The sequence below is a fragment of the Dinoroseobacter sp. PD6 genome, assembly GCF_028807315.1.
In the GTDB taxonomy this organism is placed as follows: Bacteria; Pseudomonadota; Alphaproteobacteria; order Rhodobacterales; family Rhodobacteraceae; genus Dinoroseobacter; species Dinoroseobacter shibae.
In genome coordinates this window covers 151,291-170,946 of sequence record NZ_JARAMN010000003.1, presented here as the reverse complement: position 1 = coordinate 170,946, position 19,656 = coordinate 151,291, and the positions used below count along the sequence as shown (strand labels likewise).

At 65.9% G+C, this 19,656-nt stretch carries 20 protein-coding genes and 1 tRNA gene; 12 read left to right on the top strand and 9 right to left on the bottom strand.

The annotated features are described in order from the left end of the window. Positions 1-3 precede the first annotated feature (3 nt). The 5 genes from PVW48_RS06485 to PVW48_RS06465 form a co-directional block, all read right to left on the bottom strand. A complete protein-coding gene (locus tag PVW48_RS06485) occupies positions 4-333 on the bottom strand; it encodes a hypothetical protein (protein ID WP_012179033.1) in 330 nt (109 codons plus the stop codon). 112 nt (positions 334-445) lie between these two features. Continuing rightward, positions 446-1,150, bottom strand: a complete 705-nt coding sequence (locus PVW48_RS06480) for a hypothetical protein (protein ID WP_274580756.1) — start codon at positions 1,148-1,150, stop codon at positions 446-448. Further along, the gene (locus PVW48_RS06475) at positions 1,150-1,455 is read right to left on the bottom strand and encodes an urease subunit beta (protein ID WP_274580755.1); all 306 of its coding nucleotides are present in this window, start codon (positions 1,453-1,455) and stop codon (positions 1,150-1,152) included. The genes PVW48_RS06480 and PVW48_RS06475 overlap by 1 nt, the downstream gene beginning before the upstream one ends. 131 nt (positions 1,456-1,586) lie before the next feature. Next, positions 1,587-1,889, bottom strand: coding sequence for an urease subunit gamma (locus PVW48_RS06470; RefSeq protein WP_274580754.1), 303 nt, complete (start codon positions 1,887-1,889; stop codon positions 1,587-1,589). Between the two features lie 94 nt (positions 1,890-1,983). Continuing rightward, a complete protein-coding gene (locus tag PVW48_RS06465; protein WP_274580753.1) occupies positions 1,984-2,829 on the bottom strand; it encodes an urease accessory protein UreD in 846 nt (281 codons plus the stop codon). A gap of 237 nt (positions 2,830-3,066) precedes the next feature. Between PVW48_RS06465 and pyrC the strand changes: the two genes are divergently transcribed. From pyrC to PVW48_RS06440, 5 genes are all read left to right on the top strand, one after another. Then, entirely contained in the window at positions 3,067-4,104 is a 1,038-nt protein-coding gene (pyrC, locus tag PVW48_RS06460; protein ID WP_274580752.1) for a dihydroorotase, read from the top strand. Between the two features lie 139 nt (positions 4,105-4,243). Continuing rightward, positions 4,244-4,924 (top strand): orotate phosphoribosyltransferase, encoded by a 681-nt coding sequence (locus PVW48_RS06455; RefSeq protein ID WP_274580751.1) that lies wholly within the window; start codon positions 4,244-4,246, stop codon positions 4,922-4,924. 248 nt (positions 4,925-5,172) lie between these two features. Beyond that, on the top strand, positions 5,173-6,675 hold the full coding sequence (locus PVW48_RS06450) for a replicative DNA helicase (protein ID WP_274580972.1): 1,503 nt from the start codon (positions 5,173-5,175) through the stop codon (positions 6,673-6,675). A 287-nt stretch (positions 6,676-6,962) separates the two neighbouring features. Then, positions 6,963-8,186 carry a HAMP domain-containing protein gene (locus PVW48_RS06445; RefSeq protein ID WP_274580750.1) on the top strand — a complete coding sequence of 408 codons (1,224 nt, stop codon included), beginning with the start codon at positions 6,963-6,965 and terminating at the stop codon, positions 8,184-8,186. Positions 8,187-8,282: 96 nt separating this feature from the next. Next, positions 8,283-9,089 (top strand): DUF1194 domain-containing protein, encoded by an 807-nt coding sequence (locus PVW48_RS06440; RefSeq protein WP_012179042.1) that lies wholly within the window; start codon positions 8,283-8,285, stop codon positions 9,087-9,089. A gap of 60 nt (positions 9,090-9,149) precedes the next feature. Here the strand turns inward: PVW48_RS06440 and PVW48_RS06435 are convergent, their stop codons facing one another. Continuing rightward, a complete protein-coding gene (locus tag PVW48_RS06435) occupies positions 9,150-11,174 on the bottom strand; it encodes a PhoX family protein (RefSeq protein ID WP_274580749.1) in 2,025 nt (674 codons plus the stop codon). A 282-nt stretch (positions 11,175-11,456) separates the two neighbouring features. On the opposite strand from PVW48_RS06435, the gene alr reads away from it, so the two are divergent. From alr to PVW48_RS06420, 3 genes are read left to right on the top strand one after another with little or no spacing between them, the layout of a single operon-like run. Next, positions 11,457-12,506, top strand: a complete 1,050-nt coding sequence (alr, locus tag PVW48_RS06430; protein ID WP_274580748.1) for an alanine racemase — start codon at positions 11,457-11,459, stop codon at positions 12,504-12,506. Further along, positions 12,503-13,279, top strand: a complete 777-nt coding sequence (locus PVW48_RS06425) for an MlaE family ABC transporter permease (protein WP_012179046.1) — start codon at positions 12,503-12,505, stop codon at positions 13,277-13,279. The genes alr and PVW48_RS06425 overlap by 4 nt, the downstream gene beginning before the upstream one ends. Positions 13,280-13,302: 23 nt before the next feature. Continuing rightward, positions 13,303-14,049 (top strand): ABC transporter ATP-binding protein, encoded by a 747-nt coding sequence (locus tag PVW48_RS06420; protein ID WP_044027847.1) that lies wholly within the window; start codon positions 13,303-13,305, stop codon positions 14,047-14,049. 88 nt (positions 14,050-14,137) lie between these two features. Here PVW48_RS06420 and PVW48_RS06415 read toward each other — a convergent pair. Continuing rightward, positions 14,138-14,224, bottom strand: a tRNA-Leu gene (locus PVW48_RS06415). Positions 14,225-14,415: 191 nt separating this feature from the next. On the opposite strand from PVW48_RS06415, the gene lipB reads away from it, so the two are divergent. From lipB to PVW48_RS06395, 4 genes are all read left to right on the top strand, one after another. Further along, on the top strand, positions 14,416-15,078 hold the full coding sequence (gene lipB / locus PVW48_RS06410; protein WP_274580747.1) for a lipoyl(octanoyl) transferase LipB: 663 nt from the start codon (positions 14,416-14,418) through the stop codon (positions 15,076-15,078). Between the two features lie 36 nt (positions 15,079-15,114). Next, positions 15,115-15,654: a methyltransferase domain-containing protein gene (locus PVW48_RS06405; RefSeq protein ID WP_012179049.1), complete on the top strand. Its 540-nt coding sequence runs from the start codon at positions 15,115-15,117 to the stop codon at positions 15,652-15,654. A 414-nt stretch (positions 15,655-16,068) separates the two neighbouring features. Further along, the gene (gene ctaD, locus PVW48_RS06400) at positions 16,069-17,745 is read left to right on the top strand and encodes a cytochrome c oxidase subunit I (RefSeq protein WP_274580746.1); all 1,677 of its coding nucleotides are present in this window, start codon (positions 16,069-16,071) and stop codon (positions 17,743-17,745) included. Between the two features lie 9 nt (positions 17,746-17,754). Further along, a complete protein-coding gene (locus PVW48_RS06395; RefSeq protein WP_012179051.1) occupies positions 17,755-18,276 on the top strand; it encodes a DUF2244 domain-containing protein in 522 nt (173 codons plus the stop codon). A gap of 405 nt (positions 18,277-18,681) precedes the next feature. Here the strand turns inward: PVW48_RS06395 and PVW48_RS06390 are convergent, their stop codons facing one another. Then, complete coding sequence (locus PVW48_RS06390; protein WP_274580745.1) at positions 18,682-19,041, bottom strand: TraR/DksA family transcriptional regulator; 360 nt, start codon at positions 19,039-19,041, stop codon at positions 18,682-18,684. A 71-nt stretch (positions 19,042-19,112) separates the two neighbouring features. Beyond that, complete coding sequence (locus PVW48_RS06385; protein WP_012179053.1) at positions 19,113-19,574, bottom strand: GatB/YqeY domain-containing protein; 462 nt, start codon at positions 19,572-19,574, stop codon at positions 19,113-19,115. Positions 19,575-19,656 lie beyond the last annotated feature (82 nt).

Here is a 19,656-nt window from a genome sequence, read left to right as displayed (position 1 = left end):
AGATCAGCTCAGTTTGCGCAAACCGCGATCCACAAGGCGCCTGCGGTTCTCGTTGGTGGCGTCGTTGAGATGCTTGATCGAGGCATCCATCACCTTGGCGGGGTCCTTGCCCTCCATGGCAGCGACCATCCCGTCGCGGCCGGAATTGATGAAAACCTTGGGCTTCTCGGCCATCATGCGCCAGTTCTCGTCGAAGGGCGTGTTCCAGATCCCGGCCATGCCCATCATCCGCAACAGAATCACGGAATTCGTCTCGACCCCCAGGCGCCAGACATTCGCGCCGGTGCTGAGATAATCGAACATGTTGGATTGGGTCTGAATGGCATGGTGCATGGGGGGCTGACTTTCGGAAAAGGGGCGTCCCCGGAACGGGGAGAGCGCTGAGCGCAGCGAGGTGCGGCCCCCTTGGGGGCCAGCACGGGATCTGATCGGTGCTGCGCCGTCCTCAGGAGGGCGACTTGGCCGCTTTCGCCGGGGCCTCTGCCGGAGTGGCCTCGGCCTTGGCCTTGGCCTTGGCAGGCGCGGTCACGGCCTCTGGCATCGGCGCAAGGCTTACGGTCTTCTTGCGCGGCGGTGCCCGACGACGGGAGGGCTTCTTGGGCGCCTCGGTCTCCTTGGCGGCAGGCTTGGCTGCGGTTTTGGCCACCGCCTGGGGCGCTGCATCCTGCGTGACGGGCTTGGGCGCCGCTTCCGGCGCAGTCTGCTTGGCTTTCGGCTTCGCTGTCGGCGCCGAGGCACCGGCCTTCGGCGTAGCCTTGGCGGCCGGTTTGGCCGCTGCTTTCCGGGCTGTCTTCGCCTTGGGCTTGGGCGCGGCCTTCTTTGCCGCCGGTTTCGGCGCGGCCTCCTCCGCTGGCTCGGGCGCAGGTTTGGCTGCCGGCTTCGCGGCGGGCTTGAGTTCGGTCACAGTTGCGCTCGCCTTGGGCGCGGGGGCGGCGGGCTTCGGCGCCACCTTCACCGACGGCTTCGACACAGCCTTGGGCGTGGGCGCCGCGCGCTTCAGAACCCGTGTTTTCACCGTCATCGTGTTGGGCGAATAGGCATTGGCCAGCTTGAAGGCGCTCTCAGCCATCTGGATTTGCATGTCCAACGACATTTTCCAGAATTTCATGCCACTGGCCCAGAGGTCCAGCGGCGTTCGAAGGTTGGTCATTACAGTGCTCCCATAATACCCTGATTGAATCCGTAAATCTTGCGCGCCCCCCCAAACGGCACAAGCGTGATGTCGCGGGTTTGTCCGGGTTCGAACCGGACCGCCGTTCCCGCAGCGATGTCGAGCCGCATCCCCCGCGCCGCGTCGCGATCAAAGGACAGTCCGGCGTTGGTTTCGGCGAAATGATAGTGGCTGCCCACCTGTACAGGTCGGTCGCCGGTGTTGGACACGGTGAGGGTCAACAGCGTGGCCCCGGCGTTGAGCGTGATGTCGCCCGGTGCCGCCATGATCTCTCCGGGGATCATCGGCGCGGCCCCCCGCGCGGCCGGTCGTCCTTGACGCGCACCGGCACGGGCCGGGCAGCAGGCACCGGGAAAAGACGGTCCAAGGCTTCGCGCAAACGATCGATCAGGTCTTGCATGGTCGGGCTCCTTGGTCAGCGAATGGGGTGGTGCACGGTGACGAGCTTGGTGCCGTCGGGAAAGGTCGCCTCAACCTGCACGTCATGGATCATCTCTGGAATGCCCGGCATGCATTGCTCGGCCCGAACCACCTTCGCGCCGGCCTGCATCAGGTCTGCGACCGAACGGCCATCCCGTGCGCCTTCGACCACGTAGTCCGTGATCAGCGCGATGGCCTCCGGATGGTTCAGCTTCACGCCACGCTCCAGCCGCCCGCGGGCCACCATCGCCGCGAGACTCACGAGCAGTTTGTCTTTCTCCCTTGGGGTGAGGTTCATGTCCTCTCCTCTCGTCTGCCTTTCGTCACTTGGGCGTCACCGCCCCGCTCTGCAATGGGACGATGCGCCATGTCGCAGGATGCTGCACACCCCCTCACAACTGCCACACCCGCGGCAGAGGCGCGCCCTCGCGCAACACATGCAAAACCTGCGCCAAAGCATGCTTGAGCGGCTGCGCGTCCGGCGCAAAGGCGCGCAGAACCAGCTTGCCATCCCAGGCCGAGACCGCCCAGTCCACGCCCTCCGGCGCGAGCCGCCGCACCGTGTCGCGCGCCGCCTCCGCATCCGGCGCCAGGAACGCCACCGTCGCGATCGCGCGGGCCCCGCCGAGGCAGGCCCGGGGCGCCAGATGGGTCGCATCCAGGGTCAGCGGCTCCCACAAGACCAGCTTGCCGTCCCGCCGCACCTGCCGATCGTCGCGAAACGCGAAACGCGACAACGCCTCGCCCATGGCGGCGCGACCGAAGACCAGCGTCTCGCACCACAGAAGCGTCGCGTCCGCGGCCATCTCCACCTCCGTGCAACGGCAGGTGGCGCTGCCGTCGAAGAGGATCGTCTCCTGCGGCAACCAGTCGAGCCGCGCACCGGACGCGAGCGTCAGATGCACGCGCATCTCGCCCGTACCGGCACTGCTGCGATAGGTGCGCTCGGCCGTCTGTGTCGCCCCTGTCGCCTGCGCGCCAGCCTCTAGGTCAAGCCTGTAGCTCAGACTGTCGCCACCGGTCACGCCACCGGCGGTGTTCAGGAACACCACCTCGGGCACCGGCGCATGGACCCGGGGCAGCATCGCCTTGGCACATCCCTGTTGCGCCAGATCGGCCAGCGCCGTTGTCCCATCGGCTTTGCGCCGCATCACGACACGGGCACTTCCCGTGCTGCGTTGCAGGCGTGGGGAAAGTGCGTCCGTTTCGCAAGGCTGCGGCTCTAGCGTGTTGAGCATGTCTGCTCCTTTCGCGGCCACCCTGCCCCGACAGAGCGGCGGCTGCAATCCGACCCCATGCCGCAGCGCAGAAACTTGCCAGCCTGTTGCCCCTGCATGTCTCCAAATCGCCTAATGCCGACGCATATCGACCAAGAAACGGGCATTCTTCCGAAAGTCTGACTCTGGCCGCGCGGCGCATGCTGCGCTAGGACCGACAAAAGCGCCGCACCGGGCGCGCCGAGACGAGGACTTCCCATGCGCCTGACCCTGCGCCGCCCTGATGACTGGCACCTGCACCTGCGCGATGGCGCCATGCTGAGAGGGGTCCTGCCGGAAACCGCACGGCATTTCGCCCGCGCGATCATCATGCCGAACCTTGTGCCCCCCGTGGTGCGGGGCGCCGACGCCATTGGCTATCGCGACCGCATCCTGTCGGCGCTGCCGCAGGGCATGGCGTTCACCCCGCTGATGACGCTCTACCTGACCGAAGAGACCGACCCGGAGGACGTCGCCACCGCCCATGCGGACGGGCTGATCACGGCGGTGAAGCTCTACCCGGCGGGGGCGACGACCAACTCCGCGTCGGGCGTACGGGATTTCGACAAGGTGCGCGGCGTGCTCGAAAAGATGGCTGAGATCGGCCTGCCCCTGTGTTTTCATGGCGAGGTCACGACGCCCGAGGTCGACATCTTCGACCGGGAGGCGGTGTTCATCGACACGGTTCTGGACCCGCTGCGCCGGGCAACGCCGGGGTTGCGCGTAACGATGGAGCATATCACCACCAAGGACGCGGTGGACTACGTGACCGGTGCCGACGGCCATATCGGGGCCACGATTACCACCCATCACCTGATGATCAATCGCAACCACATGCTGGTGGGCGGCATCCGGCCCCATTACTACTGCCTGCCGGTGGTCAAGCGGGCGTCGCATCAGGCGGCCCTGCGCGCGGCGGCGATCTCGGGCAATCCGCGCTTCTTCCTGGGCACCGACAGCGCGCCCCATACGGATGACAACAAGGAGACGTCCTGTGGTTGCGCGGGCGTGTTCTCGGCCAGCAACACCATGGCGTGCCTGGCCCATGTGTTCGAAGAAGAGGGCGCGCTCGACAAGCTCGAAGGCTTTGCGTCGCTCCATGGCCCCGCCCATTACGGGCTGGAACCCAACGAGGGCACCATCACGCTGGAGCGGTCGGACGACCCCGTCCCCTACCCCGCGAAGATCGAAACCGGCGCGGGCCCCGTGACCCTGTTCGATCCGGGCCATCCGCTGCATTGGCGGGTTCTGGACTGACAGGGCGCGAATTGCCCATGGGATCCATGTCGGATCCCGGCATCGCAACGGCATTTTCGCACGACGCGGCCCGTCAAAAAGGGTTCAACCCGCATTCGGATTGCTCTAGGGGAAAGCGTCCCAACCCAGCGAGGCCGCCATGATCCCCAACAGTTTCCCCGACCAGGCCGAGATGGCTCGCCTCACCGCAGGCATGTTGCTGGAAATCGAGGCGGTGCATTTCAATGCGCGCGAGCCGTTCATCCTGGCCTCCGGCCTGCCCTCGCCGACCTATATTGACTGCCGGAAGCTGATCTCCTTCCCGCGGATCCGCTCGACGCTGATGGATTTCCTGACTGTCACGGTGATGCGCGAGGCCGGGTTCGAGGCGTTCGACAACATCGCGGGGGGCGAGACCGCGGGCATCCCGTTCGGCGCCTTGGTGGCGGAACGGTTGGCGCTACCGATGACCTATGTGCGCAAGAAGCCCAAGGGCTATGGCCGCGATGCACAGATCGAGGGCGTGATGCGCGAGGGTGAGCGCGTGCTGCTGGTGGAGGATCTGACCACCGATGGCGGATCGAAGCTGAAATTCGTGGAAGCGATTCGAAAAACCGGCGCGACCTGCGGCCATACGGCGGTGATTTTCAGCTACGGCATTTTCCCCGAAACCGAATCGAGCCTCGCCGCCGAAGGGGTGAAACTGCACCACCTGTGCACCTGGTGGGACGTGCTGGCCGAGGCGCGCGCACGGGGCAGTTTTGATCCCGAAACGCTTGGCGAAGTTGAAACATTCCTGAACGACCCGCGCGCCTGGCAAGAGGCCCACAAGCGCGATTGACATAGGGCGCCCGGGCCTTCTCGGGCCGGGCGCGCCCATGTGGATAATCCCGCGCGATCGGAAAATTTCCTGCGCGTGGCCCCAATGCGACACCACATTCTGTTGACCGGTTGGCATATGCAACCACAGGATGCAGTGGTCATGCCTAGGGTTTTCAGTTATCAACAGAGTTACCAACAATTGCCCTGCAAAGCGGTTTGGGCCATAAAAACGGTCCGGGGCAAAGAGGGGTGTGGCGCGTGACGGAAGTGGCGAAACTGGCTGGTGCGGTGGCGGCAATTCGGCCCGAGGGCGACAGCCCGGGCCTGCCGCAGAACATCGAGGCCGAACAGCAGCTGCTGGGCGCGATCCTGACCAACAATGACGTCTTCGACCGGGTTTCGATGATCATCCAGCCGGAGCATTTCTTCGACCCGGTCCACCGCCGGATCTACGAGGTTGCCGCGACCCGCATCCAGAAGAACGCGCTGGCCTCCCCGGTGACACTCAAGGCATTTCTGGAGGACGATCCGGGCCTCGCGGAACTGGGCGGACCGGCTTATCTCGTGCGCCTGGCGGGCGCCGCCATCAGCGCCTTCGCGGCCAAGGACTACGCCCAGATGATCTACGACCTGGCGATCCGGCGCGAGCTGATCGAGCTGGGCCAGGAAATCGTCAGCAAGGCCGCCCAGGTCGACGTGGCCTCAGAGCCGAAAGAACAGATCGTCGAGGCCGAACAAGCCCTCTATGCCCTCGGCGAGCAGGGCAAGAGCGACAGCGGCTTCCAGTCCTTCCTGCGCGCGGTGACGCAAGCCGTGGACGTGGCCAACGCCGCCTATCAGCGCGACGGCGGGCTCGCCGGGGTCTCCACCGGGCTGATCGACATGGACAAGAAGCTCGGCGGCCTGCACCGCTCGGACCTTCTGATCCTGGCCGGGCGCCCGTCCATGGGGAAGACCTCCCTGGCCACGAACATGGCCTTCAACATCGCCAAGGCCTATCGGCGCGGGGTCAAGCCCGACGGCTCCGAGGGGACGGTCAATGGCGGTGTGGTGGGGTTCTACAGCCTGGAGATGAGCGCCGAACAGCTGGCGGCCCGGATCCTGTCGGAGGCCGCCGAGGTCCCCAGCGAGCAGATCCGCCGGGGCGACATGACCGAAACCGAGTTCCGCCGCTTCGTCGAGGCCGCCAAGTCGCTGGAAAGCTGCCCGCTCTATATCGACGACACGCCGGCCCTGCCGATCAGCCAGCTCGCCGCCCGCGCGCGGCGGCTGAAACGGACCCACGGGCTCGACGTGCTGATCGTGGACTATTTGCAGCTGGTGCGCCCGGCCACGGCCAAGGACAGCCGCGTGAACGAGGTTTCCGAGATCACGCAAGGTTTGAAGGCCATCGCAAAGGAGCTCGACATCCCCGTGGTCGCGCTGTCGCAGCTCAGCCGCCAGGTGGAAAACCGCGAGGACAAGCGCCCGCAACTCTCCGACCTTCGGGAATCAGGCTCCATCGAGCAGGACGCCGACGTGGTCATGTTCGTCTTCCGCGAGGAATACTACAAGGAACGCGAGAAGCCCGGCGACCACGACCTGGAGGCCATGGCCAAGTGGCAGGAGGAGATGGAAAAGCTCCACGGCCGCGCCGAAGTGATCATCGGCAAACAGCGCCATGGCCCCATCGGAACCGTCGAGCTGAGCTTCGAGGGCCAGTTCACGCGCTTCGGCAACCTGGTGAAACGCTGGCAGCAGGACAGCGGCGATGCGGGCGGGTTCGGCTGAGCGACGCGGTACAAGGCCGTTCGAACGGCCTTGGGGCACGCCGCGCACCGGGTGCGCGCGACGCGCGCCTGCCCGCTTGGCCCTGCCCGCTTGGAAATGACGCAAGCGAGACCTCGGGGCGCGTCCGGACCGCGCCTCCTGCGCAGACTGTGCCGCGAGGCGCCAAGGCCCTTCGAAGGGCCTTGCACGGCGCCCAGCCGATCCGCCCCCTGCCGCGCCCGCTGATGCGCCTTTAAACTCGGCAGGCCAACGCTACCTTTTTCGGGAACACCGGAGGAGACCTGCGGATGATCAACCAGAACAGCGCCTCCATCGGTCGGTTCGACAAGTCGTTCCTTGTTCACATGATCCGCGATTTCTTCGTGATCCTGATCATCGTCACCGTCGCGGAGTTCTCGCTGAAAGCCGCTCTTGTCTATTACAACTACGGAACCAACGGGGTCGAAGAGGCCGAGCTCGTGGCCGAGGATCTGGCCGACAATGTCCGCTCCATCATGCAAAACGAAGGCGGGCCGGTCGCCGCGCGCACCATGTATCCCATCCTGGAGGAAAACTGGTCCGATCTGGGTTATGTCATCGCCATCGAACCCACCCCGGTCACGGTCACCTCGATCGAGGACAGTTTCGGCTTCACCCCGCGCGGCATCCCCGGGGACAACTGGCCCGAGGGACGCTACCAGAGCTTCGAGATCGATATCGTGGCGGAGGATTTCTGTCTGGCCTGTCACACCCAGGCGGTCGTGGGCGACGTGCTCGGCACCGTCGTGGTGCGCAACTATCTCAGCCGAGATTTCGCCATCTGGTTCAAGGACATACAACTGACTGGCATCCTGTCGGCGGGCAAGATCGTGCTGCATTCCTTCCTGTTGTTTCTGATCCTGCGCGCCCGGCTGGAGCCGCTGATGGAACTGCGCGCCGTTGTCAGCAACCTGGCGCGCGCCTACGGCACGCTCGATCACCGCGCCGACATCCGCACGTCGGATGAATTCGGGGTTCTGGCGCGCGATCTCAACCTGTTTCTGGACCGGATCACCGGGATCGTGGGCGAGCTGGATACGGTGCTGCGCAAGGTCGTGACCGCCAATGACGACATCATCGCGGTGCAGGGCGATCTGCGCGCGACCGTGGACACGGTGGTCTCGGGCATCCGGCATTTGGAGCGCAACGCGATGCTGAGCGCCAAGCAGGAGCCGCGCCTGTCGAATGCCTGGTTCGACGCCGTGCGCGGATCGATCGCAACCCTCGATGACGCCCTGGCGGAGGTCGAAAACGCGGCGACCGCGACCGAATTGCTGGAAAAGCTCCGTCAGGTGGTTGCCAATGCCGAAGCCCAGACCAGCGCCAGCGAGACGCTCTACAAGGGGCTCGCCGAGATCGGCGATCAGAGCGAGAACCTCAAGACCTCGACCCTCGAGATGACCCGGCTGGAAGAGCGGCTGAAATCGATCATCGAAAGCGGCAGCGGGCTGGTGAAAAGGCTCCGCTCCGACGGCAAGAACCCGGCGGAATAGCGGGCGCGCCACGAACGATCGCGTGCCTGCGATCACAATCGCGCGGCGGGGTGGATTTAGGCTCCCCTCAAGCCGGCGATGCCGTAGGATTTCTCCATGGCTTGGATTCTGGCTTTCGTCTTTGCGGCGCTTCTTGCCGGTCCCTCGGGGGCCGAAGACGTCGAGGTGGACGTCGAGTTGCTGCTTGCGGTGGACGTGTCGCGTTCCATGACCCCGGCGGAGCTGGAAATCCAGCGCCGCGGCTACGCCGAGGCCCTGCGCTCGGATGAAGTCATCTCGGCCTTGCAAGGCGGGCTGCTGGGCCGGGTGGCGCTGTCCTACGTGGAATGGGCCGGGGCGGGCGCGCAACGGATCGTGGTGGACTGGACCCTGATAGAGGACCGGGCCGGGGCAGAAGCCTTCGCCGCGAAGCTCGACACGCAGTTCAACCCGGCCCTGCGCCGCACGTCGATCACCGGCGCGATCGCCTTCGGGCGCGAGAGCCTGAATGGCAACGCCTTTGCAGGGTTGAGACGGGTCATCGACATCTCCGGGGATGGCCCGAACAACCAGGGCGGTCTCGTCACCCTTGCACGCGATCGGGCCGTGGCGGAGGGGATCGTGATCAACGGGCTGCCCCTTATGACGGTGGAGGTCCCCCGCTCCCGCTGGCATCTCGACGATCTCGATATCTATTACCGGACCTGCGTGATCGGTGGGCCGGGCAGTTTCGTGATCCCGGTCACCAGCTGGGCCGATTTTGCCCAAGCCGTGCGCCGCAAGCTGGTGCTGGAACTGGTCGGCACGTCGCCCGCGCCGACGCCACGCCCGGTACAATACCGCCCCGGCCCGAACGATGCTCGCGACTGCCAGATCGGCGAGAAAATCTGGGAGCGCAACCGCGGGATCTGGGGCACGCCCTGAGGGCCCGCAGGGCGCACGAATGCCGGCCCCGCGAGGCCGGCATCCGCGAAAACGATCCGATCAGACCGCGATCTTGCCGCCGCCCTGTTTCGTTACCACGACCACCGAGGGGCGCGGCGGCATGTTGGGGTCGAAATCGGGCCAGCGGGTGGCCGGATCCTCGAAGGTGCTGTCGCGTTCAAAGCCCGGGTAATCCTTGGTCCCGTCCGTGCCCGGATGTTGCACCGCCAGAAACAGCGTTTCATCGTTGTCGGCAAAATACGGCCCGCACAACTCGCCGCCTACGGGGCAGCGGAAGAACAGCTTTGCATGCCCGCGCAAATCTCCCTCCGTTTCCAGCGAATAGAGCCCGTCGGACTTGCCCGTCCGGCCCCAGCCTGACCCCTGGTCAGTCGAGATCCAGAGACGGCCCGCATCGTCGATGGCGCAGTTGTCCGGCGAGGAGAACCAGCCCGACTCGGACGTCTCGGGGTTCCAACGCGCGCCCACCTCGGCAATGGCGGGATCGCCGCAGAGCACGAGGATCTCCCAGGTTCCCTTGGGCGAGGAATGGTTGCCGCCGTCCTCGCGGATCTCGATGATGTGGCCGAAATTGCTTTCCGGGCGTGGATTGGCGGCATCCACCTGCTCGGGCGTGCGCCGGTTGTTGTTGGTCAGCATGACATAGGCGGTGCCGTTCGGGCCCGGTTGCGCATCCTCCGGGCGGTCCATCGGGGTGGCGCCCAGCGCATCCGCGGCCAGACGCGTGTCGATGGCGATATCGGCCTGGGACTCGAATCCGTTCTCCGCGGTCAGCGGCCCTTCCCCATGCACCAGCGGCAGCCAATCGATCACGCCATCCGGGTTGAACCGCGCGACGTAGAGCGTGCCTTCGGACAACAGCGTGGACCCGAAATGGCTGTTTTCTTCGGTCACCGGATCGGCAGAGACCCATTTGTAGAGATAGTCGAACCGGTTGTCGTCGCCGGAATAGATCACCAGCCGCCCGTCGGAGGCAATGGTGGTCTCGGCCCCCTCATGGCGGAACCGGCCCAGCGCCGTGTGCTTGATCGGCATCGCGTCGGGGTTCATCGGATCCACTTCAACGATGTAGCCGAAGCGGTTGGACTCGTTGGGTTCCTTGTCGATGTTGAACCGGTCGTGAAACTTGCCCCAGGCATACCATCGCCCCGGCACGCCGTAGCGGATCATGCTGTCGGCTTCGGGCTGGGCCGACACGTCCGGGCGGCCTTCGGCATCCAGCGTGTCGGACCAGAAATAGCCGTGGAAGTTCTCTTCGGCCATCAGGTAGGTGCCCCAGGGGGTCATCCCGCCGGCGCAGTTGTTGATCGTGCCGAGCACGGTCATGCCCGCCGGATCGGCGGAAGTGCGCATCCGCGGATGCCCGGCTGCGGGCCCATCGATGGTCATCGGCGTGTTGGCGGTGACGCGCCGGTTCGCCGGGTTGTCGCGGTTCACCGACCACTTGCCATCGGCGCCCTTGACCACCTCGAAGACCGAGCCGCCATGGGCGGCCATCTCGATATCCACCAGCTCCTTGGTCATGCCTTCGAACCCCGTGCGGTCCTGGCGCCCGAGGCCGGGGAACATCACCTCTTCGTTGGTGTATTCGTGGTTCACGCAGAGCATGCCGCGGCCCGGTTCGATCTCGGCAAAGCCGACATAGTCGTTGTTGTAGCCGAACTGTTTCGACTGCGCCTCGGGCGTCTGGTTCATCACGTCGAACTCCGGCGCATCGGCCGTGATCGGGTCGCCCCAGCGCACCAGGACATCGGCGTTATAGCCTTCGGCGATATGGTGGCGTTCGTCATTGCCCCAGGCCAGCTCGTCGAAGACATAGCGGCTGTCGGCGGCGGTCATGGCCGCGGCCCGGTTCGGCGCCACGAGGGCAGAGCTTCCGAATAGCGCCGTGGTCGCCGACACGCCCAGCATGCCGCGCAGAACCTCGCGCCGCCCGTAGCGTTCGTTGATCACGTCGCCGATCGTGTTGCCGAGGTTCGGGTTCGTCGGAATATCATCATACGCTTCAAAGGCTTCCGCCTTGTTGCCGTATTCGGGATCGTGGATGATTTCGTCGCGTGCCATTTGTGTCTCCCTGACTGTTGATTGGCTGGGTTACGCATACCGGACCGGGCATCTGCGCGCCCGTGGCCGGTCATGGTCTTGAAATGTAACGAACTCTTGACAATACCGCTAAACCTTAGCGAACTTTGCGCCTTTTCGAAACAGATTCTGGAGCGGCCTCGAAGCACCAGGCCGCCGTCCCCCCGCGACAGCCGCCTGTGCTGCCGTGCTCCCGGTGGGCCGCGCGCCGCTCAGACCGCCATCCCCCCTTGACGCCGGACACGGGCCTGTCAAAACCGCCCCATGGCCACCGCAACCCTCTCCATCGACCTCGACGCAATTGCCGCCAACTGGCGCGCACTGGATCGTGCATCCAACCGTCGGGTGGCGACCGGCGCCGTGGTCAAGGCCGATGGCTACGGGCTCGATGCGGGGCGCGTCGCGCGCACCCTCGCCCAGGCCGGGGCACGCCAGTTCTTCGTGGCCGTCGCCGAGGAAGGTGTCACGCTCCGCAAGGCTCTCGGGCCGGGCCCGGCGATCAACGTCTTCTCGGGGCATATGGAGGGCGACACCCAGGCCATCGCTGGCGCACGGCTGACCCCGATGATCAATTCCGCCGAGCAACTCGCCCGGCATTTCGAGACCCTGCCTCGCCATCCCTTCGGCATCCAACTCGACACGGGCATGAACCGGCTGGGGATGGAGGCGGACGAATGGGCCGCGGTGGCGGAATTCGCGCTGGGGCAAGGGCCGAAGCTGGTGATGTCCCATCTGGCCTGCGCCGATGAGCCCGGGCATGCCGCGAACGCCGCACAGCTGGCCGAGTTTCACCGCCTCACGGACGGGATCACCGTGCCGCGCAGCCTGTCGGCCACGGGCGGCATCCTTCTGGGCGAGGCGTATCATTTCGACATGACCCGGCCCGGCATCGGGCTTTATGGCGGCGCCCCCTTCGGCGCGGCCGAGCCGGTGGTGCGCCTGTCGATCCCGGTGGTGCAGGTCCGCGCGGTCACCGCGGGCGAAAGCGTGGGCTACGGGTGTTCCTGGGTGGCGCAATCGGACGGGGCCATCGCGACGCTCTCGGCGGGCTATGCCGACGGGCTGATCCGGGCGATGAGCAACCGCGCCATGCTCTATGCGGGCGACGTGGCTTGCCCGCTGGCCGGGCGCGTGTCCATGGACCTGCTGACCGTGGATGTCAGCCACCTGGACGAGGTGCCGGAGGCGCTCGATCTGCTGTGTCCCGCGCAAGGCGTGGACCGTCTGGCCGAGGCCGCCGGCACGATCGGCTATGAAATCCTCACTTCGCTGGGGCCCCGCTACGCCCGGCACTATGCGGGCGGCGTCGCATGATCCGCCTGATCGCCGCCATCGGGGCGAGCGTGCTGGGCATCCTGGGGGCCGCGGGCCGGTTCGCCATCTTCGTCGGCGCCGCCTTCAGCCACATGGTGCGCCCGCCCTTCTATTGGCGGGAATTCGGCCAGGCCCTGCTGAATATCGGCTATTTCAGCCTGCCGGTGGTGGGCCTGACAGCGTTCTTCACCGGCGGCGCGCTCGCGCTGCAGATCTACGCGGGTGGCGCGCGCTTCTCGGCCGAGGCCGTGGTGCCGCAGATCGTCGCCATCGGCATGGTGCGGGAACTGGGCCCGGTGCTGGGCGGTCTGATGATCGCGGCGCGCGTGACCTCGTCGATCGCCGCCGAGATCGCCACCATGAAGGTGACCGAGCAGATCGATGCCCTGGTCACCCTGTCCACCCACCCGATGAAATACCTCACCGCCCCCAGGGTGCTGGCCGCGATCCTCGTGGTGCCGCTGCTGGTGGCGGTGGGCGACACGATCGGGATCATGGGGGGCTACCTGGTCTCGACCTCCCGGCTGGGCTTCAACCCGGCGACCTACCTGCAGAACACGGTGGATTTCCTCGAACTGCACGACATCGTCTCGTCGCTCGCGAAGGGGGCCGTATTCGGCGCCATCGCCGCCCTGATGGGCTGCTATTCGGGCATGAATTCGGGGCGGGGTGCGCAGGGCGTGGGCGCGGCCACCAAATCCTCCGTCGTCGCGGCGGCCGTGCTGATCCTCGCGGCCAACTACATGCTGACCGAACTGTTTTTCTCCGGATGACCGACACCACCAGCCCCCCTCCGATGATCGAGTTGCGCGGCGTCTCCAAGGCGTTCGGGCCCAAGGAGGTTCTGCGCGGCGTGGATCTCGTGATCCCCAAGGGCGAGAGCATGGTGATCATCGGCGGCTCGGGCACGGGCAAATCGGTGATGCTCAAGAGCGTGCTGGGCCTGATCTCGCCCGATGCGGGGCAAATCCTGGTGGACGGCAAGGATGTCGAGAAGGTGGAGCGCGATGCCTTCCTCGCCCGCTTCGGGATGCTGTTCCAGGGCGGTGCGCTCTTCGACAGCCTGCCGGTCTGGCAGAATGTCTCGTTCCGCCTGCTGCGCGGGGCGCTGAAACGCCCGCGCGCCGAGGCCCGCGACATCGCCATCGAGAAGCTGCGCCGCGTGGGCCTGACCCCGGACGTGGCCGACCAGTTCCCGGCCGAGCTGTCGGGCGGCATGCAGAAACGCGTGGGCCTCGCTCGCGCCATCGCCGCCGAGCCCGAGATCATCTTCTTCGACGAGCCCACGACCGGGCTCGACCCGATCATGTCGGGCGTGATCAACGACCTGATCCGCGAGATCGTGGTCGAGATGGGCGCCACCGCCATGACCATCACCCATGACATGACCAGCGTGCGCGCCATCGCCGACGACGTGGCCATGCTGCACGGGGGCAAGATCCGCTGGACCGGCCCGGTCTCGGACATGGATCACAGCGGCGATCCCTACCTCACTCAATTCATCAGCGGCTCCGCCGATGGCCCCATAGAAGCGGTGCGCTAGGGCGTCGGCGAGTGCCCGCGCGACGGCAAGCCCCGGCAAACCGCAGAGAGCACAAGAATAGGGGGAAGTCACTCATCCGAGGGGATAATGGTGCGGTCGAGAAGACTCGAACTTCCACGGGTGTTACCCCACAGCGACCTCAACGCTGCGCGTCTACCAATTCCGCCACGACCGCACGCCTTGGAGAATGGCGGGGGTTTAGCGGGCCTTGGCCGCAATGCCAAGAGGGAATTGTGCCTCCCGCACGCGATTTTCCACACGGCCCGCTCGCGCGCATATCCGGCATTCGCAACCGCTCGCAAGGAGGCGTCCCTTGCAGCAGGCGGCGGTTTCGGGCATCCCCTCATGGACCGCACGGAGGGGCCGATGGACTGGATCATTTCCGATGGGCTGGTGCCCTACGAGGACGCGCTCGCCACCATGGAAGTGCGCGTCGCCGCCATTTCCGAGGGCCGCGCGCCCGAGATGATCTGGCTGTTGGAGCATCCGCCGCTCTACACCGCCGGCACCTCCGCCGACCCCGCCGACCTGACAGACCCGGACCGCTTCCCGGTCCACACCGCCCGGCGCGGCGGGCAGTACACTTACCACGGGCCGGGCCAGCGGGTGGTCTATGTCATGCTCGATCTGGGCAAACGCGGCCGCGACGTGCGCCAGTTCGTCTGCCGGATGGAGGCCTGGGTGATCGCCACCCTGGCCGAGTTCAACGTCACCGGCGAACGCCGCGAAGGCCGCGTGGGCGTCTGGGTGCAACGGCAGGACAAACCGCGCAATGCCGCCGGGCAGCTCCAGGAGGACAAGATCGCCGCTATCGGCGTGCGTCTGCGCAAATGGGTGAGCTTTCACGGTCTGTCGATCAATGTGGAGCCCGATCTCGACCATTTCTCCGGCATCGTGCCCTGCGGCATCACCGAACACGGGGTCACCAGCCTGGTCGATCTCGGCCTGCCGGTGACCATGGCGGATGTGGACGTGGCCCTGCGCAAATGCTTCGAAGAGACTTTCGGCCCCCTGTCGGTGGAGGCCTGAACCCATGTCACGTAAAATCCCTTGCAGGAGGTCTTCATGTCCCGCAGCGCAGAGCTGATCGCCCAGTACCGCGCGGTGCACGAGGGCAAGGTCTATGGCCAGACCTCGGAGCTGCTGACCGGCTACATCCTGCGGCAGGTCGCCTTCCTGCCGCCGCCCCGCACCATCCTCGACTATGGCTGTGGGCAGGCGCGGACCGTGGACTGGCTGGCGAAGATCTTCGACGCCACCGCCTATCGCTACGACCCCGCACTGCCACAGATCGCGACCCTGCCCGAGGTGGAGACCGACCTCGTGATCTGCACCGACGTGATGGAGCATATCCCCCTCGAAGAGGTCGACCGCGTACTCGCCGAGATCCGCAGCGTCTCGCCCAACGCGTTCTTCAACATTTCCTGCGTCAAGGCCGCCGAGATCCTGCCCAATGGCGAGAACGCCCATTGCACGGTGCGCCCCGCCCGCTGGTGGACGGCCCGGCTGGGCGCGCAGTTCGACACGGTGCGCAAGGTGCGCTCGTTCAATCCGAACTCCGTCAGCCTGGTGACCTGGCCCCGCCCGGATACCGAGGCCGATTGAGCCGTCAATCCATTGCGAGAATCGAATGCTTCGCTCGCGAAACAAATCTCTGCAAACCCTTGATCTCGCGCGGTTTCGCGAAAAAACTTGTCGGCGTCCAGACCGCCTTTCCCGCGTGATGCCTTAACGCCGCGCCGCGCCCTTCTTCATCTTTGCGAAAATACTCCGGGGAAGTTGCCCGGCCCGGGCGACGGGGGCAGCGCCCCCCGGAACGCCCCCGCCAGATGGCCGAGCCATGCGACCTTTGCGCCCATGTGGCGAAAAACACATGCAGAATTTGTTGTATGTCATGGTGTACGGCATTGCCGCACCCGCGCAGCCCCGATAGAACATATTTCGGAACCGCAGGGCGAGTCCGTCTGAACGACCCTTTGGACAGGCCCCCGCGGAGAACGACGAACAGGAGAGAGCAGCATGGCAGATGCAGCCATCCATGGCCACGGTCACGAAGATACCCGCGGGTTCTTCACCCGTTGGTTCATGTCGACCAATCACAAGGATATCGGGATCCTCTATATCCTCGTGGCGGGTCTGGCCGGGTTCATTTCGGTCGCCTTCACGGTTTACATGCGCATGGAGTTGATGAACCCCGGCGTTCAGTACATGTGTACCGAGGGCGCGCGCTTCATCGCGGCCGGCGCGAACGATGTCTGTACGCCGAACGGGCACCTGTGGAACGTGCTGATCACCGGCCACGGCATCCTGATGATGTTCTTCGTGGTGATCCCGGCCCTCTTCGGCGGTTTCGGCAACTATTTCATGCCCTTGCACATCGGTGCGCCGGACATGGCCTTCCCGCGGCTGAACAACCTGTCCTTCTGGCTCTACGTGGCCGGGACGTCGCTAGCGATTGCCTCGGTGCTGGCACCGGGCGGCAATGGCCAGACAGGTTCCGGCGTGGGCTGGGTGCTCTATCCGCCGCTGTCCACGACTGAGGCCGGGTTCTCGATGGATCTGGCGATCTTCGCGGTCCACGTGTCGGGCGCCTCGTCGATCCTCGGCGCGATCAACATCATCACGACCTTCCTGAACATGCGCGCCCCGGGCATGACACTGTTCAAGGTGCCGCTCTTTGCCTGGTCGATCTTCGTCACCGCCTGGCTGATCCTTCTGGCCCTGCCGGTTCTGGCGGGCGCGATCACCATGCTGCTGACCGACCGGAATTTCGGGACGACCTTCTTCGACCCGGCCGGCGGCGGGGACCCGGTGCTTTATCAGCATATCCTGTGGTTCTTCGGCCACCCGGAAGTCTACATCGTGATCCTGCCAGCCTTCGGCATCATCAGCCACGTGATCGCGACCTTCTCGCGCAAGCCCGTCTTCGGCTACATGCCCATGGTCTGGGCAATGATCGCCATCGGCGGCCTGGGCTTCGTTGTCTGGGCGCACCACATGTACACGGTGGGCATGTCCCTGACCCAGCAGAGCTACTTCATGCTGGCGACCATGGTCATCGCGGTGCCAACGGGGGTGAAGATCTTCAGCTGGATCGCGACTATGTGGAAGGGGTCTCTGACGTTCGAGACACCGATGCTCTTTGCCATCGGGTTCCTGTTCCTGTTCACCGTGGGCGGTGTGACCGGTATCGTGCTGTCCCAGGCGGGCGTCGACCGGGCCTATCACGACACCTACTACGTGGTGGCCCACTTCCACTATGTGATGAGCCTCGGGGCGGTGTTCGGAATCTTCGCCGGGATCTACTTCTGGATCGGCAAGATGTCGGGCCGTCAGTACCCGGAATGGGCCGGTAAGGTGCACTTCTGGACCTTCTTCATCGGCACCAACATCACCTTCTTCCCGCAGCACTTCCTGGGCCGCCAGGGCATGCCGCGCCGCTACATCGACTACCCGGAGGCCTTCGGGATCTGGAACTGGGTGTCGAGCTGGGGCGCGTTCCTGTCCTTCGCCTCGTTCCTCTTCTTCATCGGCGTGGTCTTCTACACCATCACCCGCGGCAAGCGCGTGGAAGAAGAGAACTACTGGAACGAACATGCGGACACCCTGGAGTGGACCCTGCCTAACCCGCCGCCCGAACATACGTTCGAGCAGCTCCCGACCCGGGACATGTGGGACAAGCAGCCGTCGCACTGAGGGAACCCCATGCCACTTGAGTGGATCACCACGTCGCAGCAGGCTCCGGAGAAATCCGGGGCCTGTTTGACGGAGCAGCGGCTGTATCTCTGGCCGCACAAGTCGCTGACGGCCAAGGGGTTCGTCGCGTTCATGACGATCACCGCGCTGGCGCTGTCCCTGCCCCTCGTCGCGGTGCTGGGGACGGGGGTGCTCTGGGGTCTCTTGCCCTTCATGCTGCTGTCGCTGGGCGGGGTGTGGTACGGCATCCGCCGCAACCAGCGGGACATGAGCTTGCACGAGGTGCTGGTGCTCGCCGAGGACCGGATCGCCCTGACCCGGCACAACCCGCACCGTGCCGCGCAACACTGGGAAGCCAACCCCTATTGGGTGGAGCTGCGCCTGCACCCCAAGGAGGGGCCGGTGGAAAACTACATCACCCTGCGCGGCTCGGACCGGGAGGTGGAACTGGGCGCGTTCCTGTCCCCCGAGGAACGTCTGGACCTGCACGCGGACCTGCAGGACCGGCTCAACCGGATGCGGCGCCCCTGAGCGGGCAAGCGACCAAGCCCGTTCGAACGGGCTTGGCCCAGCCCGCGCGACACGCCTCGCAGGCCCCCGGACCTCTGCCGCGGCCCCGCGTAGCGCGCGCGGCGCAACAGGCGGCAACCGCTCCGCAAAGCGCGTTCAAGCCCGTTCGAACGGGCTTTGGGGCGCTCTGCCCACAACAGCGCGGCCAAATCCCCCTCGACATGCGCCAGATCAGGGCGCCCTCTCTGCGGGTGCCCTACACTTACCGGTGCCGGGACCACAGCGCGTGGCGCAACGAGTGCCTTCGGTGGTAGTGAGTGAGTGCCCCGGCAGTTACCGGCCCGCATTACGGACCGGCCTGCGCCAGCCGGACACCCCCCCGGTTGGCGCCTTTGTATGCGCGACATGCGGACCGCGCGGCCGCTCTCAGCCCTTGCAGTCGCCGCACCGTGCCGCCGTCGGGTCCACGTCGAGCCGCGGCAGGCCAATGAAGCCGCCGCAATCGACGCAATAGCCGAACTCCCCCGTCTCCATACGGTGCAGGGCCGCCACGATCCGCGCCCGGCGTCCGCGGCGGCGCACCTCCAGCGCGGCCGCCATCGCCTGGCCCTGCAGCGCATCCATCCGCGACAGCCGCCCGACGCTCTGCTGGTCCAGCTCCACTGTCTGCCGCGCCGCGCCGCTGTCTTCGGAGGCCTGCACCAATTGCGCCATCTCCGCATCCAGCACCGCGCGGTAGCGGCGGGCGAGGGTCTGGGCGTCGGGATCGGCTGGCGTGTCGGTCATGGCGGGGTCTTGGGGCGCGAGGGTCGGGGTCGGGGTCGTCGGAACAGGCGTGGTGTCTTGTTCGGGCCGCCTCAGGCGCTGAGCCGGTCCTTGACCATCGGCCCGACCCGGCCGAAATCCATCCGGCCGGTGTAGCGGGTCTTCAGCGCGCCGATCACCCGGCCCATGTCGCGGATCGAGTCCGCCTCCAGTGCCGTGATCGTGTCGTCGATCGCCGCGTCGATCTCGTCCTCGCTGAGCGGGGTGGGCAGGTATTCCTCGATCACCTCGATCTCCGCCAGTTCCTGCGCGGCCAACTCCAGCCGCCCGGCCTCTTCATAGGTGCGCGCGGTCTCCTGGCGCTGCTTCACCATCTTTCCCAGGATCGCCATGATGTCCGTCTCGGACACGCCCTCGGGCTTGCCCTGGCCGCGCAGGGCAATGTCCTTGTCCTTGATCGCGGCACTGATGAGCCGCAGGGTGGACAACCGGGCGGCGTCCTTCTCCTTCATCGCGGCCTTCAGGCCCGAGGAGATCTTCTCGCGCAAATCCATGTCGTGTCTGTCCCCCAGAAGTGGCAAGCCTGCCCTATGTAAGAAGGCCGCCGCGGTCTGGCAAGCGGGTGCAGGCGCAGGG